This window comes from Streptomyces sp. NPDC015346 (genome assembly GCF_043078785.1).
Taxonomy (GTDB): Bacteria; Actinomycetota; Actinomycetes; order Streptomycetales; family Streptomycetaceae; genus Streptomyces.
In genome coordinates, this window is the sequence record NZ_JBIBTW010000001.1 from 1 (window position 1) to 15,582 (window position 15,582).

Sequence of the window (15,582 nt, forward strand, 5' to 3'; positions counted from 1 at the left end):
AGGCTCCCAGTAGACGACTGGGTTGATAGGCCGGATGTGGAAGCCCAGTAATGGGTGGAGCTGACCGGTACTAATAGGCCGAGGGCTTGTCCTCAGTTGCTCGCGTCCACTGTGTTAGTTCTGAAGTAACGAACTGTGCCGATTTCCGGTTCGATATCTTCATAGTGTTTCGGTGGTCATAGCGTTAGGGAAACGCCCGGTTACATTCCGAACCCGGAAGCTAAGCCTTTCAGCGCCGATGGTACTGCAGGGGGGACCCTGTGGGAGAGTAGGACGCCGCCGAACAATCATTGTGGGAAAGCCCCGCACCTTATGGTGCGGGGCTTTTCTGCGTTCAGGGGCCGTTCTCACGGCAGGCGCGTCAGAGACGGCCGGCGGCCTTGAGGGCGAGGTAGGCGTCCGCAAGGGCGGGTGGGAGGTTGTCCGGGGTGGCGTCGACGACCGTCACGCCGTGGCGGTGGAGCTGATCTGCCGTACGACGGCGCTGGGCCTGGGCCTGAGCCGCCGCGGCGGCCTCGTAGACGCCGTCGACCGTGCCTCGGCGCCTGGCCATCGTGGCGGTGTGCGGGTCGGCGACAGAGGCCAGCAGGACCGTGTGGCGCTGCGTAAGCTGAGGCAGGACGGGGAGGAGACCCTCCTCGATCGGGGCCGCGTCGAGGCTGGTCAGCAGAACGAGAAGCGAACGGCGAGGGGCCCGCGCCAGGGCCGTGGCGGCCAGGCCGCGGGCGTCCGTCTCCACCAGTTCGGGTTCGAGGGGGGCCAGGGCGTTGACCATCGCGGACAGGACGTCACCCGCGGGGCGGCCCTGTACATGGGCGCGCAGGCGGCGGTCGTAGGCCAGGAGGTCCACGCGGTCGCCGGCGCGGGAGGCGAGGGCCGTGAGGAGCAGGGCCGCGTCCATCGCCGCGTCGAGACGCGGGACGTCGCCCACTCGGCCGGCCGAGGTGCGGCCGGTGTCGAGGACGATCAGGATGTGACGGTCGCGCTCCGGGCGCCAGGTGCGTACCGCGACCGTGGTCTGGCGGGCGGTGGCCCGCCAGTCGATCGAGCGGGTGTCGTCACCGGGGACGTACTCGCGGAGGCTGTCGAACTCGGTGCCCTCGCCGCGGGTGAGGACGCTGGTGCGGCCGTCGAGCTCGCGGAGGCGGGCCAGTCGCGAAGGCAGATGCTTGCGGCTGGCGAAGGCGGGCAGGACACGGAGCGTCCAGGGCACCTCGTGGTTGCCCTGGCGGGCCGCAAGGCCCAGGGGGCCGTAGGAGCGGACCGTGACGCGTGCCGCGTGTCGGTCGCCGCGACGGGTCGGGCGCAGGGCCGTGGTGATCCGGCGGCGTTCGCCGGCGGGCACGGTGAGCTTCTGACGGGAAGCGGCCTGCTCGGTACCGGGCACCCAGCTGCTGGGCGGCCAGGCGTCGCGGAGCTGGGCGCGCAGGCGGCGACGAGAGGGATTGGTGACGGTGAGCTGTACCTCCGCGCCGTCACCCAGTCGAACTGTTGTGTCACCACTTCGGGTGAACCGCAGCGTTCGCACTGGCGCGGCCATCGCGTAGTCGCACAGAATTGCGAGTGAGAGGGGCGCGTTCACCGCGAGCATCCCCGTCCAGCTGGGGGCGAGGATGCCGACGGGGAGCGATCCGAGGGCCGCGAGGAGTGCGGTTCGTCCGGTGAGGGCCATGGGGCGCCGTTCTCAGCGGGGTACGGGGACGTGGGCGAGGATCGAGTTGATGACGGAGTCGGCGGTGACTCCTTCCATCTCGGCCTCGGGGCGCAGCTGGATGCGATGGCGCAGGGTGGGCAGGGCCAGGGCCTTCACATCGTCGGGGGTGACGTAGTCCCGGCCGGTGAGCCAGGCCCATGCGCGGGCGGTGGAGAGAAGCGCTGTGGCACCTCGGGGAGAGACGCCGAGGGTGAGGGAGGGGGATTCTCGCGTGGCACGGCAGATATCGACGACATAGCCGGCGATCTCGGGGGAGACCGAGGTCTTGGCGACGGCGGCGCGGGCGGCCTCGAGTTCGGCGGGGCCGGCGACCGGGCGGACTCCGGCGGCCCGGAGGTCGCGGGGGTTGAAGCCGTCCGCGTGGCGGGTCAGGACGCTGATCTCGTCCTCGCGTGAGGGCAGCGGGACCGTCAGCTTGAGCAGGAAGCGGTCGAGTTGGGCCTCGGGGAGGGGATAGGTGCCCTCGTACTCGACCGGGTTCTGGGTCGCGGCGACCAGGAACGGGTCAGGGAGGGGGCGAGGGCTTCCGTCGACGGTGACCTGGCGCTCTTCCATCGCCTCGAGGAGCGAGGACTGGGTCTTGGGAGGCGTGCGGTTGATCTCGTCGGCGAGCAGCAGGTTGGTGAAGACCGGGCCGGGCTGGAAGGAGAACTCTGCGGTACGGGCGTCGTAGACCAGCGAGCCGGTGACGTCGCTCGGCATGAGATCGGGGGTGAACTGGACGCGCTTCGTGTCGAGTTCGAGGGCGGCGGCGAGCGCGCGGACGAGCAGCGTCTTGGCGACGCCGGGGACTCCTTCGAGCAGGACGTGGCCCCGGCAGAGCAGGGCGACGACGAGTCCCGTGACGGCGGGGTCCTGGCCGACCACAGCCTTCGCGATCTCGGTGCGCAGTGCCTCCAGGGAGGCGCGGGCGCTGTCCGAGTTCGTAGGGGTCGCGGGGGTCGGGGCGCTCATGAGGTGCGTACCTCTCTTTCGAGGGCGTCGAGTTGGTCCGCCAGGCGGATGAGGGTGGCGTCGTCGGCGGGAGCCGGGCCGAAGAGAAGGTCCCTGGGGTCTGCGGCGGTCTCGGGGAGACGGGCGGAGAGCGCGGGGAGCAAGGCCTCGGGGGAGTGGGCGTCCCGTGCGGGGACGCCGAGGAGGGGTGCGATCCGGGTGCGGGTCGCGGTGCGCAGGACGGTCGCCGCACGGTCGCGGGCGTTCGCTTTGCGGTAGAGGCGGGCGCGGCCCTCGGTGGCTTCGGAGGCGCGGATGGCGACGGGGAGTGGTTCGGTCACCAGCGGGCCGAGGCGCCGGCCGCGCCAGATCGCGGCGAGGAGGGCGGCGACGGCGAGTTGGAGGGTGCCCCACAGCCAGCCTGAGGGGACGAGAGAGAGGAAGCCGTCGGCGGTGCTGTCGGGGGACTCGTTGTCACGGTCGCCCTCGGCGGCGGAGGCATCGGACAGGGAGGGGAGGTACCAGACGAGATGCGGGCGGGAGCCGAGGAGTTGGAGCGCGAGCGAGGCGTTGCCCTGCTTGTCGAGATGATCGTTGCGGAGGAGGTCGGGGGAGCCGAGCAGGACGGTGTCGCCGGTGCCGGGGTGGTCGAGGCCGACCATGGTGGGCAGGCCGCTGCTGAAGTAGCAGGTGGCGACGGCGTCCTCGGGGGTGGTGTAGCGCTCGCCGCCGAGGTCGACGCTGCCGGCGCGGACGGCGGCGGGCAGGGGGCAGCCGGGTTCGCGGACGGCCACCGAGGTGCTGGTGGCGGCGGTGACTCCGGGGGCCAGGGTGGAGACGGAGGCGTCGCCGGCGCCGAGGAGGACGGTACGGCCGCCGGAGGCGGTCATCGCGGCGTGGAGAGTGCGTTGCTGGTGGCCCGTCAGGAGATCCGGGGTGGTGACCAGGAGAGTGGTGTCGGCGCCTGTCAGGGCGGTGGCCTCGTCCAGGGTGGTCGCCACGCGGACGGTGATGCCCTGGGCCTTGAGGATCTCGGCGACGGCCCGGCTGCCGTTGGGGTCGGCCGACCGCGGGTCGAGGGCGCCGTGGGCGTCGGCGGAGCGCATGGTCGCCAGGACGATGCCGCCGATCAGGATCAGGGCCAGGACAAGGAGCACACCGCGCGCTCGGGCCCAGATCTGGCGGGGGGCGAGCGAGGTCGAGGTGGGGCTGGTGGCGGGCGGGTTCATTCGGCCGCTCCCGAGGAGGCGGTGTCGAGTGTGGGCCTGGTCCGCTCCAGGGCCGTGTCCAGCTCCTCGATGCGGCGGTACGCGGACTCGTCGGCCGCGCGCCCGCCGTATGTGACGTCGTCGAAGGAGCGGGCGGCGGCGCGGAGTCCGTCCGCGTGGGCGGGGAGGGAGCGGCCCGCCTCGGCGGCGGCCTCGTCGGCGGTGCGGCCGGGACGTGGGTCGAGCAGGGCGCGCTCTTCCAGGGAGCGGACGACGGCCCGCATCCGTTCCTGGAGGGCCTGGTTCCAGCGGTCCTCGGCGGCGTGCCGGGCGGCGGCGGCGCGGTGTTCGGCGGCCGTGCGGGGTCCGTCCGCGAACAGGGAGTCCGCGCCGGTGGGCGTCCGGTGGGGGGTGCCGAGGCGCCACCAGAGGGCGGCGACGAGGGCGAGCGCCACCAGTACGATCACGACGAGTCCGATCAGGCCTCCGGGGGTCACGCCGGAGGCCGCGGCGAAGAGCTCGCCGACCCACTCCCAGAAGCGGTCGAGGCCGCGTTCGAGCAGGTTGGGATCGTTCTCGTGGTACATCCGTTTGGACAGTTCCCGCTCGGCCGCCTCCCTGGCGGGCACGCGCGGGATGTCCAGTGGAATGTCGTCGGCGCTGATCAGGCCGGCGAGCGTGCCCCCCGTGGCCGTCACCGCATCAGCTCCCGGACGTGTAGCCGGGGAGGCCGGCGGCCCGGGCGAGCTCCAGGTCCAGGGCCTCGCGGCGGATCCGCTGGTCCACGTAGAGCAGAACGGTCACGCCGGCGGAGATCGGGTAGGTGATCGAGCTGGTGATCACGCCGCCGATGCCGGTGATGATGAGGAAGGTCCAGCCGAACTCCGGGTCGGAGCCGGAGAGGATGCCGCTGAAGCCGTCGCCCTCGACGGCGATCCCGATGGCGGCGAACGGGAGCGCGATGATCATGGCGACGAGGAAGATCAGCAGCTGCGTGAGCACCGTGATGCCGAAGATCCGCCACCAGGCGCCCTGGACCAGCTTGGCGGAGCGCTTCATCGACTGGACGATCCCCTGCCGCTCCAGCATCAGAGCGGGAGACGCCAGGCTGAAGCGGATCATCAGCCAGATGACGAGGACGAAACCGCCGAGGCCGCCGATGCCCGCGAGGGCGGCGCCGCCGCGGCCGCCGAGCAGCAGCCCGGGCACCATGCAGACGAACATGATGGCCGCGCTCATCGCGGGCAGCAGGAGGGTCAGACCGAGGAGCTGGAGCAGGCGGGGGCGGGCCTCCTGCCAGGCGGCGCCGACGGAGACCGGGCGTCCGAGGACCGCACGGCTGATGACCACCGTGAGGAGGGCGGCGCTGACCAGCGTGGTCATCAGCATGATGAGGACCGCGGGGCCGAGGCCGATGAGGCTGGACTGCAGGGAGTCCAGCGAGTGGTCCAGCCTTTCGGCGGGCGTCGCCTCCGGGTTGAGCTTGGGCGGGGCCGGGACGAGATAGCGCTGGGCCAGGATGTCGGCGACCTGGGAGATCACCGCGACCGTGACCGAGATGGTGAGGACCGTGCGCCAGTACGTGCGCAGGGTCGACACCGCGCCGTCGAGGATCTCGCCCATGCCGAGGGGGCGCAGCGGGATCACGCCGGGCTTGGCGGCCGGCGGCTTGCCCCAGCCGCCGGGACGGCCGGGGCCGCCCCAGCCCGCACCGGGCTGGGGAGCGGGGGCCTGGCCGGGGACCGGCGCCGAGGGCGCCGACCACTGGCCGGCGGGCGGCTGGTCCTTGGACCACTGAGGGGCGGAGCCGTTCGCGTCACCGGGCGTGGCGGGCCGGGGGACCCCGGAACCGTCCTGGCCGTCGGAGGGAGCAGACCCGGGCGAGGTCCAGCCCGGAGTGTCGTTCACGGTCGTCCACCTCGAGGAATGGTCGCGGGGCCGGTTCGGCGAGCCGGCACGGTCTCGGCGGCCGACCGCCTTACGGAGCGGCGGGCCGGGAGCCATCGTGCCACGAGGGGCCCGCCGGTGGGCGGGGGCGGCGATCTCTTCTCACCTTCATTGTGCGCGCTCGGGGAGGAAGACCGGCTGGAGGCCTCCAGCGTGCGTACAAACCGGGGTGCGGGGACGAGGAACGGACGGCGGGGAAGGGGGCGAGAAGCGGCCTGAGCCGCTCCGTGGGCCAGGCGAGTCCGCTCGGGGTACGGTTCAGCACGACCACGGGGGTACGGGGGTGACATCCATGTCTGGCATCAGCACCCACGGACAGGGGCGAGCGACGGTGGACGATCACGGACGTCGTCGCTGGTCAGTGAGGTATCTCACCAGCCGCCTTGAGACTGATACGGAAATGGGATGATGTCGATATGAAGGGACGCGTTCTTGTCGTCGACGACGACACCGCACTGGCCGAGATGCTCGGCATCGTGCTGCGGGGTGAAGGGTTCGAGCCGTCGTTCGTAGCGGACGGCGACAAGGCGCTCGCCGCATTCCGTGAGGCCAAGCCGGACCTGGTGCTGCTGGACCTCATGCTGCCCGGCAGGGACGGTATCGAGGTGTGCCGGCTCATCAGGGCCGAGTCCGGTGTGCCCATCGTCATGCTGACGGCCAAGAGCGACACCGTCGACGTGGTCGTGGGACTCGAGTCCGGGGCCGACGACTACATCGTCAAGCCGTTCAAGCCGAAGGAGCTCGTCGCCCGTATCCGGGCGCGGCTGCGGAGGTCGGAGGAGCCCGCGCCGGAGCAGCTCTCCATCGGCGACCTGGTCATCGACGTGGCCGGTCACTCGGTGAAGCGGGACGGGCAGTCCATCGCCCTGACGCCGCTCGAGTTCGACCTGCTCGTCGCGCTGGCCCGTAAGCCCTGGCAGGTGTTCACCCGTGAGGTCCTGCTGGAGCAGGTATGGGGCTACCGGCACGCCGCCGACACCCGGCTGGTGAACGTCCACGTCCAGCGGCTGCGCTCGAAGGTCGAGAAGGACCCCGAGCGCCCGGAGATCGTGGTGACCGTCCGCGGTGTCGGTTACAAGGCGGGGCCGAGCTGACATGAGCGCAGGCAGTACTGCTCCGAAGCCCGGCGAGCCGGGAGACCGGTCGGGGCGGACTGCCGGACCGGGGCGGGGGGGCTCGCGATTCGGCCGTCTGCTCCAGGACGGACGGCTGCTCCAGGACGGGGCGCCGGGCGGACCGGTGCTGCGGCTCTTCGCCCGCTGGGTGCGCCGCCCGCTGCTGCCCGCCGTACGGCTGTGGCGGCGGAACATCCAGTTGCGGGTGGTGGCGGGCACCCTGCTCATGTCGCTCGGTGTGGTGCTGCTCCTCGGCCTGGTCGTCATCGGCCAGGTCCGTAACGGTCTCCTCGACGCCAAGGAGAGGGCCGCTCAGAGCCAGGCCGCCGGAGGGTTCTCGGCGGCGCAGGACCGCGCGGCGACCACGCCGTCCGTTCCCGGCGCGCAGGACGGCGGCCGGGCGGGAGCGTCGGTGAACTGGCGCTCCACCCTGGTCGAGCAGCTCGCCAGTGGTGGCCAGAGCGCGTTCAACGTGGTCGCGCTCTCCCTGGAGGATTCCGACGGGGCCGCGAGCCGCGGCGCCCGGGCCTCCGGCGAGGTCGACCCCGCCACCAGCATCCCCGGCGAGCTGCGGCACGCCGTGGCGCAGGGGGCGGGCACGTTCCAGACGTACGCCCGGATCCACTACACCAATGGCAAGGGGTCCGAGCCGGCCCTCGTGGTCGGCAAGCGGCTCAACGACGCCGAGGGCACCCAGTACGAGCTGTACTACCTCTTCCCCCTGTCGCAGGAGGAGGACTCCCTCGACCTGGTCAAGGGCACGCTGGCGACGGCCGGGCTGTTCGTCGTGGTGCTGCTCGGTGCCATCGCCTGGCTGGTGGTGCGCCAGATCGTCACCCCCGTACGGATGGCGGCCGGGGTCGCCGAGCGGCTGTCGGCCGGCCGGCTGCAGGAGCGGATGAAGGTCACCGGCGAGGACGACATCGCCCGGCTGGGGGAGGCCTTCAACAAGATGGCGCAGAACCTCCAGCTCAAGATCCAGCAGCTGGAGGACCTGTCCCGGATGCAGCGGCGGTTCGTCTCGGACGTGTCGCACGAGCTGCGGACCCCGCTGACGACCGTACGGATGGCGGCGGACGTCATCCACGAGGCGCGCGTCGACTTCGACCCGGTCACCGCGCGCTCCGCGGAGCTGCTCGGCGACCAGCTCGACCGCTTCGAGTCGCTCCTCTCCGATCTGCTGGAGATCAGCCGCTTCGACGCGGGAGCCGCGGCGCTGGAGGCCGAGCCGATAGACCTGCGCCAGGTCGTACGCCGGGTGATCGGCGGCGCGGAGCCGCTCGCCGAGCGCAAGGGCGGCCGGATCGTGGTCGTCGGTGACGAGCAGCCGGTGGTGGCCGAGGCGGATGCCCGCCGGGTCGAGCGGGTGCTGCGCAATCTGGTCGTCAACGCCGTGGAGCACGGCGAGGGCAAGGACGTCGTCGTCAAACTGGCCGCCGCCGGCGGGGCCGTCGCGGTCGCCGTGCGGGACTACGGCGTGGGGCTCAAGCCGGGCGAGGCGACCCGGGTCTTCAACCGGTTCTGGCGGGCCGACCCGGCACGCGCGCGTACCACCGGCGGCACGGGCCTGGGCCTGTCCATCGCGGTGGAGGACGCGCGGCTGCACGGCGGCTGGCTGCAGGCATGGGGCGAGCCCGGGGGCGGCTCGCAGTTCCGGCTCACCCTGCCGCGTACGGCGGACGAGCCGCTGCGCGGGTCCCCGATCCCACTGGAGCCGGAGGACTCGCGGCGCAATCGCGAGCAGGCGGCGGGCCGGCCGCGGGAGGACGGGGCGCGCCGGCTCTCGGTGCCGGTGCAGTCCGGGTCGGATCGTCCCGCCCTGCCCGTACCGCCCAGGATGCCGCCGGCGCCGCGGGCGACGGCGGATCCCACCGCCCTGCCGGGCAGTGGCGCCCGGGTGGTGGCGCGGGCGGCGGCCGAGGCCGACATCAGTGAGGCGAGGGCGTCGACGGACGCCGAGGCGGAGGGCGGTTCACGTGGGCGCTGACTTCCGAGGGAAGCGGAAGCGGGCGGGCGGCGGCGGGCGTGGGGCGCGGACGAGCGTCCTGCTCGCCTGTGGCGGGTTCCTGGTGGCCGGGTGCGCGACGATGCCCGACAGCGGGGACGTACGGAACGTGAAGGCGTCCAATCCGGGGGATTCGCAGGTCCGGGTGTACGCCGTGCAGCCGCGGGAGAACGCGGAGCCGGACGAGATCGTCGACGGCTTCCTGGAGGCCATGACCAGTGACGACCCCGGGTTCGCCACGGCCCGGACGTATCTGACGAAGCAGGCCGCGCGGACCTGGAGGCCGGCGCAGAGCATCACGGTGCTCACCACGGCGCCCGACCGTGAGCAGGCCGACCGGCTGGCCGACCCCGAGAACAAGGGGCGGTCCTACCCGATCCGGGGCCGGCAGATCGCGACTGTGGACTCCCGGCACGCCTATCAGCCGGTCAACCCCGTGGAGTACAAGGACTTCATCCACGTCGTGCAGCAGCCCGCCGCCGACGGCAAGGGCAAGGAGTGGCGCATCGACCACCTGCCGCCGGGTCTGGTACTCAGCGAGGCCGACTTCCAGCGCAACTACCGCTCCGTCAACAAGTACTACTTCGCGTCCGGAGAGGACTGGGTCGTCGCCGACCCGGTCTACATCCGGCAGCGGCAGGACCCGGCGACGCGGATGGACCCGGTCACGCAGACGGTCAAGGCGCTGCTGGAAGGGCCGACGAACTGGCTGAAGCCGTCGGTCGATTCGCGTTTCCCCTCCGGTACGGCGCTGAAGGCGGGCGTCACCTCGCTCGCGACGGACGACCAGTCCACCCTGAAGGTGCCGCTCAACGCCAAGGCCGACCGGGTGGGCGGCGAGGTGTGCCGGCGGATGGCGGCTCAGTTGCTGTTCACGCTCGGAGGGCTGACGTCCGTTCGGGTGGAGCAGGTGGAGCTGCAGCGGGCGGACGGGGAGCGGCTGTGCGTGCTGTCCAAGGCGCAGGCGGAGGAGTTCGCGCCGGTGCGCGACTCGGGCAGGGCGGAGAACCCGTTCTTCGTCCACGAGAACGGCACGCTGATGGCGATGCCGGTCGGCGGCAAGGCGGACACGCCGGCGGAAGAGACGCCGGGGCCGTTCGGCAAGGGCATGATGCCGCTGCGCTCGGTCGCGGTCGACCGTGACGAGAGCCGGGCGGCCGGCGTGAGCAAGGACGGCAAGCAGCTGCGCGTGGCGTCGATCCTTTCCGACCAGGAGCTCCGCCCCGCGCTGCTGACGAGCCACGCGGCCCGCCCCGAGGACCGGCTGTCCGCCCCGAGCTGGGACGGCAGGGGCGACCTGTGGGTGGCCGACCGCGACCCCGCGAAGCCCCGCCTGTGGATGGTGCCGGACGGCGAGGGGGAGCCGGTCGAGGTACGCGCGCCCTGGCTGACGGACGGGACCCGCGTCGAGTCCCTGCGCGTCTCCGCGGACGGCGTCCGGATCGCTCTCCTCATCAAGGAGAAGGACGGCACCACCACGCTGAGGATCGGGCGGGTGGAGCGCGAGGGCGGGGCGGTGCGGCCCACCGTGGCGGTCGTGGATCTGCAGCCCGTGGCCCCGCGGATGGAGGCGGTCACCTCCGTGTCCTGGGCCGGGCCGAGCCGGCTGGTGGTGGTCGGCAAGGAGGCAGGCGGCGTGCAGCAGATCCGGTACGTCCAGACGGACGGCGCGACCTCGACGACCTCGGTCCTGCCGGGTCTGAACGGCGTGACCGCGGTGTCGGCGCCGCACGACGACCGCGCTCCGGTGGTGGCCTATTCGGGCAATGACGGCATCGTGCGGCTGGAGACGGGCGCGAACTGGCAGCGGATGGTCAAGGTCCTGGGCTCCTCGCCGGTCTACCCGGGCTGACCGACCCCCGCCCGCCGTCGTCCACAGGCCGCTGTCCACAGGGGTGGCGGCGGAAGGCCCGCGGGAGGACAGTGGTCCCATGCGGGGGTGGTGGCGCGAGATCGCCGGGCTGGTGCTGCCGGTCGCCTGCGGAGGCTGCGGCAGTCCGCGCACCGAACTGTGCCCGTCGTGCCGGGCGGAGTTGGTGGGCCCCGGGCCGCGCCGGGTCCGTCCCCGCCCCGAGCCGGCCGGACTGCCGGCGGTGCACGCCGCCGCTCCGTACGCCGATGCCGTACGGTCCGTTCTCCTCGCCCACAAGGAGCGGGGGGCGCTTTCCCTCGCCGGACCGCTGGGCTCCGCCCTTGCGGGCGCCGTGGAGGCCGCTGCCGGGTCCTTGGACGACCGTGGAGGCGGTCCCCTTCTCCTCGTACCGGTGCCCTCCTCGCGGCGCTCGGTGCGGGCGCGTGGACATGATCCGACCCGCCGGGTCGCCCTGGCCGCGGCGGGCCGCCTGCGCCGTCGGGGATGGGCCGCCCGGGTGGTTCCGGTCCTGCGCCAGCGCCGGACGGTGGCCGACCAGGCGGAGCTCGACGCCCGGGGGCGGCTGGCCAACCTGGCCGGGGCGCTGGAGGTCGTGGCGGGCGGCGGGCGGCTCGTCGAGAGCGGGCGGGTGGTCCTGGTGGACGACCTGATGACCACGGGGGCCTCGCTGGCCGAGGCCGCCCGGGCACTGCGTGCCGTACATCCCGCGTTCATTCCGGCATGGAACGGAGAAGCGGGGGAATCCCGAATCCTGACGCCGGCGGCCGCCGTCGTCGCATGCTCGCCGTCGTCGTTCGAATTAAACCGGAACTGACCGGGAGCTGGTGTCGTTGCAGGTGGTGAGAGGCGAAAACACCCGATCGGAGGTATGTGGCGGCAGCGGGTGCCGACACCCGTCCGAACGAGCTATGTTCGGTTGTGAGGAATGGCGAATGCTACGCCTCACCGAATGCGCGGGTGCGCCTACAGGACAGGAGTTCAAGGCGAATTAACCTCAAGTTGGTGGGGTGGGGATCTTGCCGACTGGGGAGGAGGAGGTGAAAGTCGCCAAGTCCGAGACTCCGGCATTCACCGGAGTCTGGTGCAAAGGGAGATGCTCAGCGGCCGAGGTGCCGACCTGAGCGATCCGGGAACGGAGTTCTGCGTGGACATCGTCGTCAAGGGCCGCAAGACCGAGGTGCCCGAGCGGTTCCGCAAGCACGTGGCCGAGAAGCTGAAGCTGGAGAAGATCCAGAAGCTCGACGGCAAGGTGATCAGCCTCGACGTCGAGGTGTCCAAGGAGCACAACCCGCGGCAGGCCGACAGGTCCGACCGCGTGGAGATCACCCTTCACTCCCGAGGCCCGGTGATCCGGGCGGAAGCGGCGGCCGGCGACCCGTACGCAGCGCTCGACCTCGCCAGCGACAAGCTGGAGGCGCGACTGCGCAAGCAGCACGACAAGAGGCACACCCGCCGTGGCAGCGGCAGGCTGTCGGCGGCCGAGGTCGCCGATGTGGTGCCGGGCGTGGCCCAGCTGAACGGAAGCGGCCAGCTGGTGGGTGAGGAGCCCTCCGAGGTGCCCACCACGATGATGGGCTCGCTCGAAGTGCAGGGCGAAGGCCCCCTGGTGGTCCGCGAGAAGACCCACCGGGCCGCGCCGATGACGCTCGACCAGGCGCTCTACGAGATGGAGCTGGTCGGGCACGACTTCTATCTGTTTGTCGACTCCGACAACAAGCAGCCGAGTGTTGTCTACCGGCGACACGCGTACGACTACGGCGTCATCCATTTGGAGAGCGACCCGCTCGCCGAAGGCGGCGGTGCCGGTGGTGCCCTCGGCGGCTGACCCGCGGGCCGCGCACTTCGTCCACTCGTCCGTCACGGTGCCCCTGGAGCGCCCTTCGCGCTCCCAGGGGCACCCCCGTGCGACCACGGGATCACCACGCTGTCGTCCGGGCATGAAATCATGGCGTGCACGCCAACCGGTGCTCCAAGAGCACTGGTTGGAGGACCGAACACGAATTCAGGCCACGGCCTTCAGGGGGAGGAACGATGGCGGACAGCTTCGGGCCGGTGCACAGCGGGCGGGAGCCCCATTGCGCGGCCACCCCGGAGGGATCGGATTCGGACAACGGCGAGTCTCGCCGGGAACCGATCCGGGTCCTCGTGGTGGACGACCACGCCCTCTTCCGGCGGGGTCTGGAGATCGTTCTCGCCCAGGAGGAGGACATCCAGGTCGTCGGCGAGGCCGGTGACGGGGCCGAGGCGGTCGACAAAGCCGCGGATCTGCTGCCCGACATCGTGCTGATGGACGTCCGCATGCCCAAGCGCGGCGGCATCGAGGCCTGCACCTCCATCAAGGAGGTCGCCCCCAGCGCGAAGATCATCATGCTGACGATCAGCGACGAGGAGGCCGATCTCTACGACGCGATCAAGGCGGGCGCGACCGGTTATCTCCTCAAGGAGATCTCCACCGACGAGGTGGCCACCGCCATCCGGGCGGTGGCCGACGGCCAGTCGCAGATCAGCCCGTCGATGGCGTCCAAACTCCTCACCGAGTTCAAGTCGATGATCCAGCGGACCGACGAACGCCGGCTCGTCCCGGCGCCCCGGCTGACCGACCGGGAGCTGGAAGTCCTCAAGCTCGTCGCGACCGGGATGAACAACCGGGACATCGCCAAGGAACTGTTCATCTCCGAGAACACCGTGAAGAACCACGTCCGCAACATCCTGGAGAAGCTGCAGCTCCACTCCCGCATGGAAGCCGTCGTCTACGCGATGCGGGAGAAGATCCTCGAGATCAGGTGAGCGCGGCGGTGAGCCGGCCCGCCAGCTCCGGGTGGTCCGTCCGCTCGATCCGTACCGTGTCGCAGCCCACCCACTCGGCCGCCTCCCGCAGCGCTCGCGCCATCGGCTCGACCGCCTTCGCCGACTCCAGGGACACCTGCTTCGCCACCAGCGTCCCGCCCTCACGGGCCGGATCGACCCGGCCGAGCAGCCTGCCGCCCGCGAGTAGCGGCATCGCGAAATAGCCGTGCACCCGCTTCTGCCTGGGGACGTACGCCTCCAGGCGGTGCGTGAAGCCGAAGATCCGCTCGGTGCGCGACCGCTCCCAGATCAGCGAGTCGAACGGCGACAGCAGCGTCGTGCGGTGCCGGCCGCGCGGCTCGGTCGCAAGCGCCGCCGGATCGGCCCAGGCCGGCTTCCCCCAGCCCTCCACGACGACCGGGACGAGCCCGGAGGCCTCGACCACGGCGTCGAACGCCTCACCCTTGATCCGGTGGTAGTCCGCGATGTCCGCGCGCGTGCCCACACCCAGCGCCTCGCCCGCCTGCCGCACGAGCCGCCGCAGGCACTCCGTGTCGTCCAGATCGTCATGGAGCAGGCTCTCCGGGATCGCCCGCTCGGCCAGGTCGTAGACCCGCTTCCAGCCGCGCCGCTCGACGCACACCACCTCGCCGTACATCAGCGCCCGCTCGACGGCGATCTTCGACTCGGACCAGTCCCACCACTCGCCCTTGTTCTTCGCGCCGCCGAGCTCCGTCGCGGTCTGCGGGCCCTCGGCCGTCAGCTGCTTGATCACCGCGTCGTACGCACCGTCCGGCAGGTCGTGGTGCCACTGCGGGCGGTCGCGGTAGGCGCGGCGGCGGAAGGCGAAGAGCGGCCACTCCTCGACCGGGAGGATGCAGGCCGCGTGCGACCAGTACTCGAAGGCGTGCCGCTCCGTCCAGTACGCGTCCTCGACCGTCCTGCGGCCCACCGCGCCCAGGCGTGCGTACGGGATCAGCTCGTGCGAGCGGGCCAGGACGGAGATGGTGTCGAGCTGGACCTGGCCGAGGTGCCGCAGCACGCCGCGCACACCGCCCCGCCGGTCGGGCGCGCCGAGGAACCCCTGGGCGCGCAGGGCGATCCGGCGGGCTTCGTCCGCGGACAGTTCGGCAACGGGCGGCGGCGCAGTCGTCATGCTCCGCACCCTAGAGGGCACCACTGACAGCCCGGCCGGCGTCCCCGGCGGGCAGATACGGCAGCGGCCCCGGCAGGCCGAGATCGGAGGGGAGCAGCGCGGCGACCCAGCAGTCGCGGAGCGTGCCCTGGTGGGTGAGCCCGGCGCGCTGGACACCCTCCATCCGGAAACCGCTCCGCTCGGCGACCGTGCGCGAGCCGGTGTTGCCGACCTCCGCCCGCCACACCAGACGGTGGCAGCCGCCCTCGGTGAAGGCCCACCGGGACAGCGCGCCGACGGCCTCCGTCACGTAGCCCTGGGCGCGGTGCTCCTTGGCGGCCCAGAATCCGACCTCCCGCACACCCGGACCGCGGTCGTGCAGACCCGTCGCGGCGATCAGCGGCCCGCCGTCCCGGGGCTCGACGGCGAAGGTGTACTCCACACCGTCGCGCCATCCGTCCGGCACGAGCCGCTCCACGAAGTACGCGGCGTCCTGGCGGGTGTACGGCGACGGCACCGCGGTCCAGCGCTGGATGTCGGGGTCCTGACAGGCGGCGAACACCGCCTCCACGTCCTCCGGCACGAAGGGGCGCAGCCTCAGACGGTCCGTGGTCAAGGTGATCGGGTCCATGACGGGATTGTGGTGACCGCGGCAAGCGGACGCGAACACTTTTCGGACCCGGCGGCACCTTCCACGCACCTCGTGCGTTCTCTTTCCGGGCGGTAGTGGCACTCCGGCACTGCGGGCCTCCCGACGCGACGGCGGTCTCGCTTACGATGGCCGTTGCGGTGGGGACCACCTGCCGTGCCCGCGCCCGAGTCATGACAAGACCCAGTGCCAGGCCCGACCGGCAAGGAGACCAGC

The 15,582-nt window shown here is 71.9% G+C and carries 13 protein-coding genes and 2 rRNA genes; 8 read left to right on the forward strand and 7 right to left on the reverse strand.

The window, feature by feature from the left end:
• Together ACF06X_RS00005 and rrf are read left to right on the forward strand one after the other, a co-directional pair.
• Positions 1 to 94, forward strand: a 23S ribosomal RNA gene (locus tag ACF06X_RS00005); the annotation flags it as partial.
• A gap of 74 nt (positions 95 to 168) precedes the next feature.
• Positions 169 to 285: ribosomal RNA gene (gene rrf / locus ACF06X_RS00010) — 5S ribosomal RNA — on the forward strand.
• Between the two features lie 76 nt (positions 286 to 361).
• On the opposite strand, the gene ACF06X_RS00015 is transcribed toward rrf, so the two are convergent.
• Genes ACF06X_RS00015 through ACF06X_RS00035 form a run of 5 tightly spaced genes read right to left on the reverse strand, consistent with a single transcriptional unit; the run spans position 362 to position 5,763 of the window.
• The gene (locus ACF06X_RS00015; RefSeq protein ID WP_392284874.1) at positions 362 to 1,672 is read right to left on the reverse strand and encodes a DUF58 domain-containing protein; all 1,311 of its coding nucleotides are present in this window, start codon (positions 1,670 to 1,672) and stop codon (positions 362 to 364) included.
• Positions 1,673 to 1,684: 12 nt separating this feature from the next.
• On the reverse strand, positions 1,685 to 2,668 hold the full coding sequence (locus ACF06X_RS00020; RefSeq protein WP_392284875.1) for an AAA family ATPase: 984 nt from the start codon (positions 2,666 to 2,668) through the stop codon (positions 1,685 to 1,687).
• Positions 2,665 to 3,876: a DUF4350 domain-containing protein gene (locus ACF06X_RS00025; protein ID WP_392284876.1), complete on the reverse strand. Its 1,212-nt coding sequence runs from the start codon at positions 3,874 to 3,876 to the stop codon at positions 2,665 to 2,667. The genes ACF06X_RS00020 and ACF06X_RS00025 overlap by 4 nt, the downstream gene beginning before the upstream one ends.
• A complete protein-coding gene (locus tag ACF06X_RS00030) occupies positions 3,873 to 4,553 on the reverse strand; it encodes a DUF4129 domain-containing protein (RefSeq protein ID WP_392284877.1) in 681 nt (226 codons plus the stop codon). The genes ACF06X_RS00025 and ACF06X_RS00030 overlap by 4 nt, the downstream gene beginning before the upstream one ends.
• A 4-nt stretch (positions 4,554 to 4,557) precedes the next feature.
• Positions 4,558 to 5,763, reverse strand: a complete 1,206-nt coding sequence (locus tag ACF06X_RS00035) for a hypothetical protein (RefSeq protein ID WP_392284878.1) — start codon at positions 5,761 to 5,763, stop codon at positions 4,558 to 4,560.
• 455 nt (positions 5,764 to 6,218) lie between these two features.
• On the opposite strand from ACF06X_RS00035, the gene mtrA reads away from it, so the two are divergent.
• The 6 genes from mtrA to ACF06X_RS00065 all read left to right on the forward strand — a co-directional run bounded on the left by mtrA (position 6,219) and on the right by ACF06X_RS00065 (position 13,582).
• Positions 6,219 to 6,896 (forward strand): two-component system response regulator MtrA, encoded by a 678-nt coding sequence (gene mtrA / locus ACF06X_RS00040; RefSeq protein ID WP_356889901.1) that lies wholly within the window; start codon positions 6,219 to 6,221, stop codon positions 6,894 to 6,896.
• 1 nt (position 6,897) lies between these two features.
• Positions 6,898 to 8,904, forward strand: coding sequence for an MtrAB system histidine kinase MtrB (gene mtrB / locus ACF06X_RS00045; protein ID WP_392284879.1), 2,007 nt, complete (start codon positions 6,898 to 6,900; stop codon positions 8,902 to 8,904).
• Positions 8,894 to 10,774 (forward strand): LpqB family beta-propeller domain-containing protein, encoded by a 1,881-nt coding sequence (locus ACF06X_RS00050; protein ID WP_392284880.1) that lies wholly within the window; start codon positions 8,894 to 8,896, stop codon positions 10,772 to 10,774. The genes mtrB and ACF06X_RS00050 overlap by 11 nt, the downstream gene beginning before the upstream one ends.
• A gap of 79 nt (positions 10,775 to 10,853) precedes the next feature.
• Positions 10,854 to 11,609, forward strand: a complete 756-nt coding sequence (locus ACF06X_RS00055) for a ComF family protein (RefSeq protein WP_392284881.1) — start codon at positions 10,854 to 10,856, stop codon at positions 11,607 to 11,609.
• Between the two features lie 330 nt (positions 11,610 to 11,939).
• Positions 11,940 to 12,620: a ribosome hibernation-promoting factor, HPF/YfiA family gene (gene hpf, locus ACF06X_RS00060; RefSeq protein ID WP_392284882.1), complete on the forward strand. Its 681-nt coding sequence runs from the start codon at positions 11,940 to 11,942 to the stop codon at positions 12,618 to 12,620.
• Positions 12,621 to 12,826: 206 nt separating this feature from the next.
• Positions 12,827 to 13,582, forward strand: a complete 756-nt coding sequence (locus ACF06X_RS00065; protein WP_392284883.1) for a response regulator — start codon at positions 12,827 to 12,829, stop codon at positions 13,580 to 13,582.
• On the opposite strand, the gene ACF06X_RS00070 is transcribed toward ACF06X_RS00065, so the two are convergent.
• Both ACF06X_RS00070 and ACF06X_RS00075 read right to left on the reverse strand, forming a co-directional pair.
• Positions 13,575 to 14,738: a winged helix-turn-helix domain-containing protein gene (locus tag ACF06X_RS00070; RefSeq protein WP_392284884.1), complete on the reverse strand. Its 1,164-nt coding sequence runs from the start codon at positions 14,736 to 14,738 to the stop codon at positions 13,575 to 13,577. The two genes, ACF06X_RS00065 and ACF06X_RS00070, sit on opposite strands and share 8 nt — an antisense overlap.
• 10 nt (positions 14,739 to 14,748) lie before the next feature.
• Positions 14,749 to 15,348 (reverse strand): GNAT family N-acetyltransferase, encoded by a 600-nt coding sequence (locus tag ACF06X_RS00075; RefSeq protein ID WP_392284885.1) that lies wholly within the window; start codon positions 15,346 to 15,348, stop codon positions 14,749 to 14,751.
• Positions 15,349 to 15,582: the final 234 nt, after the last annotated feature.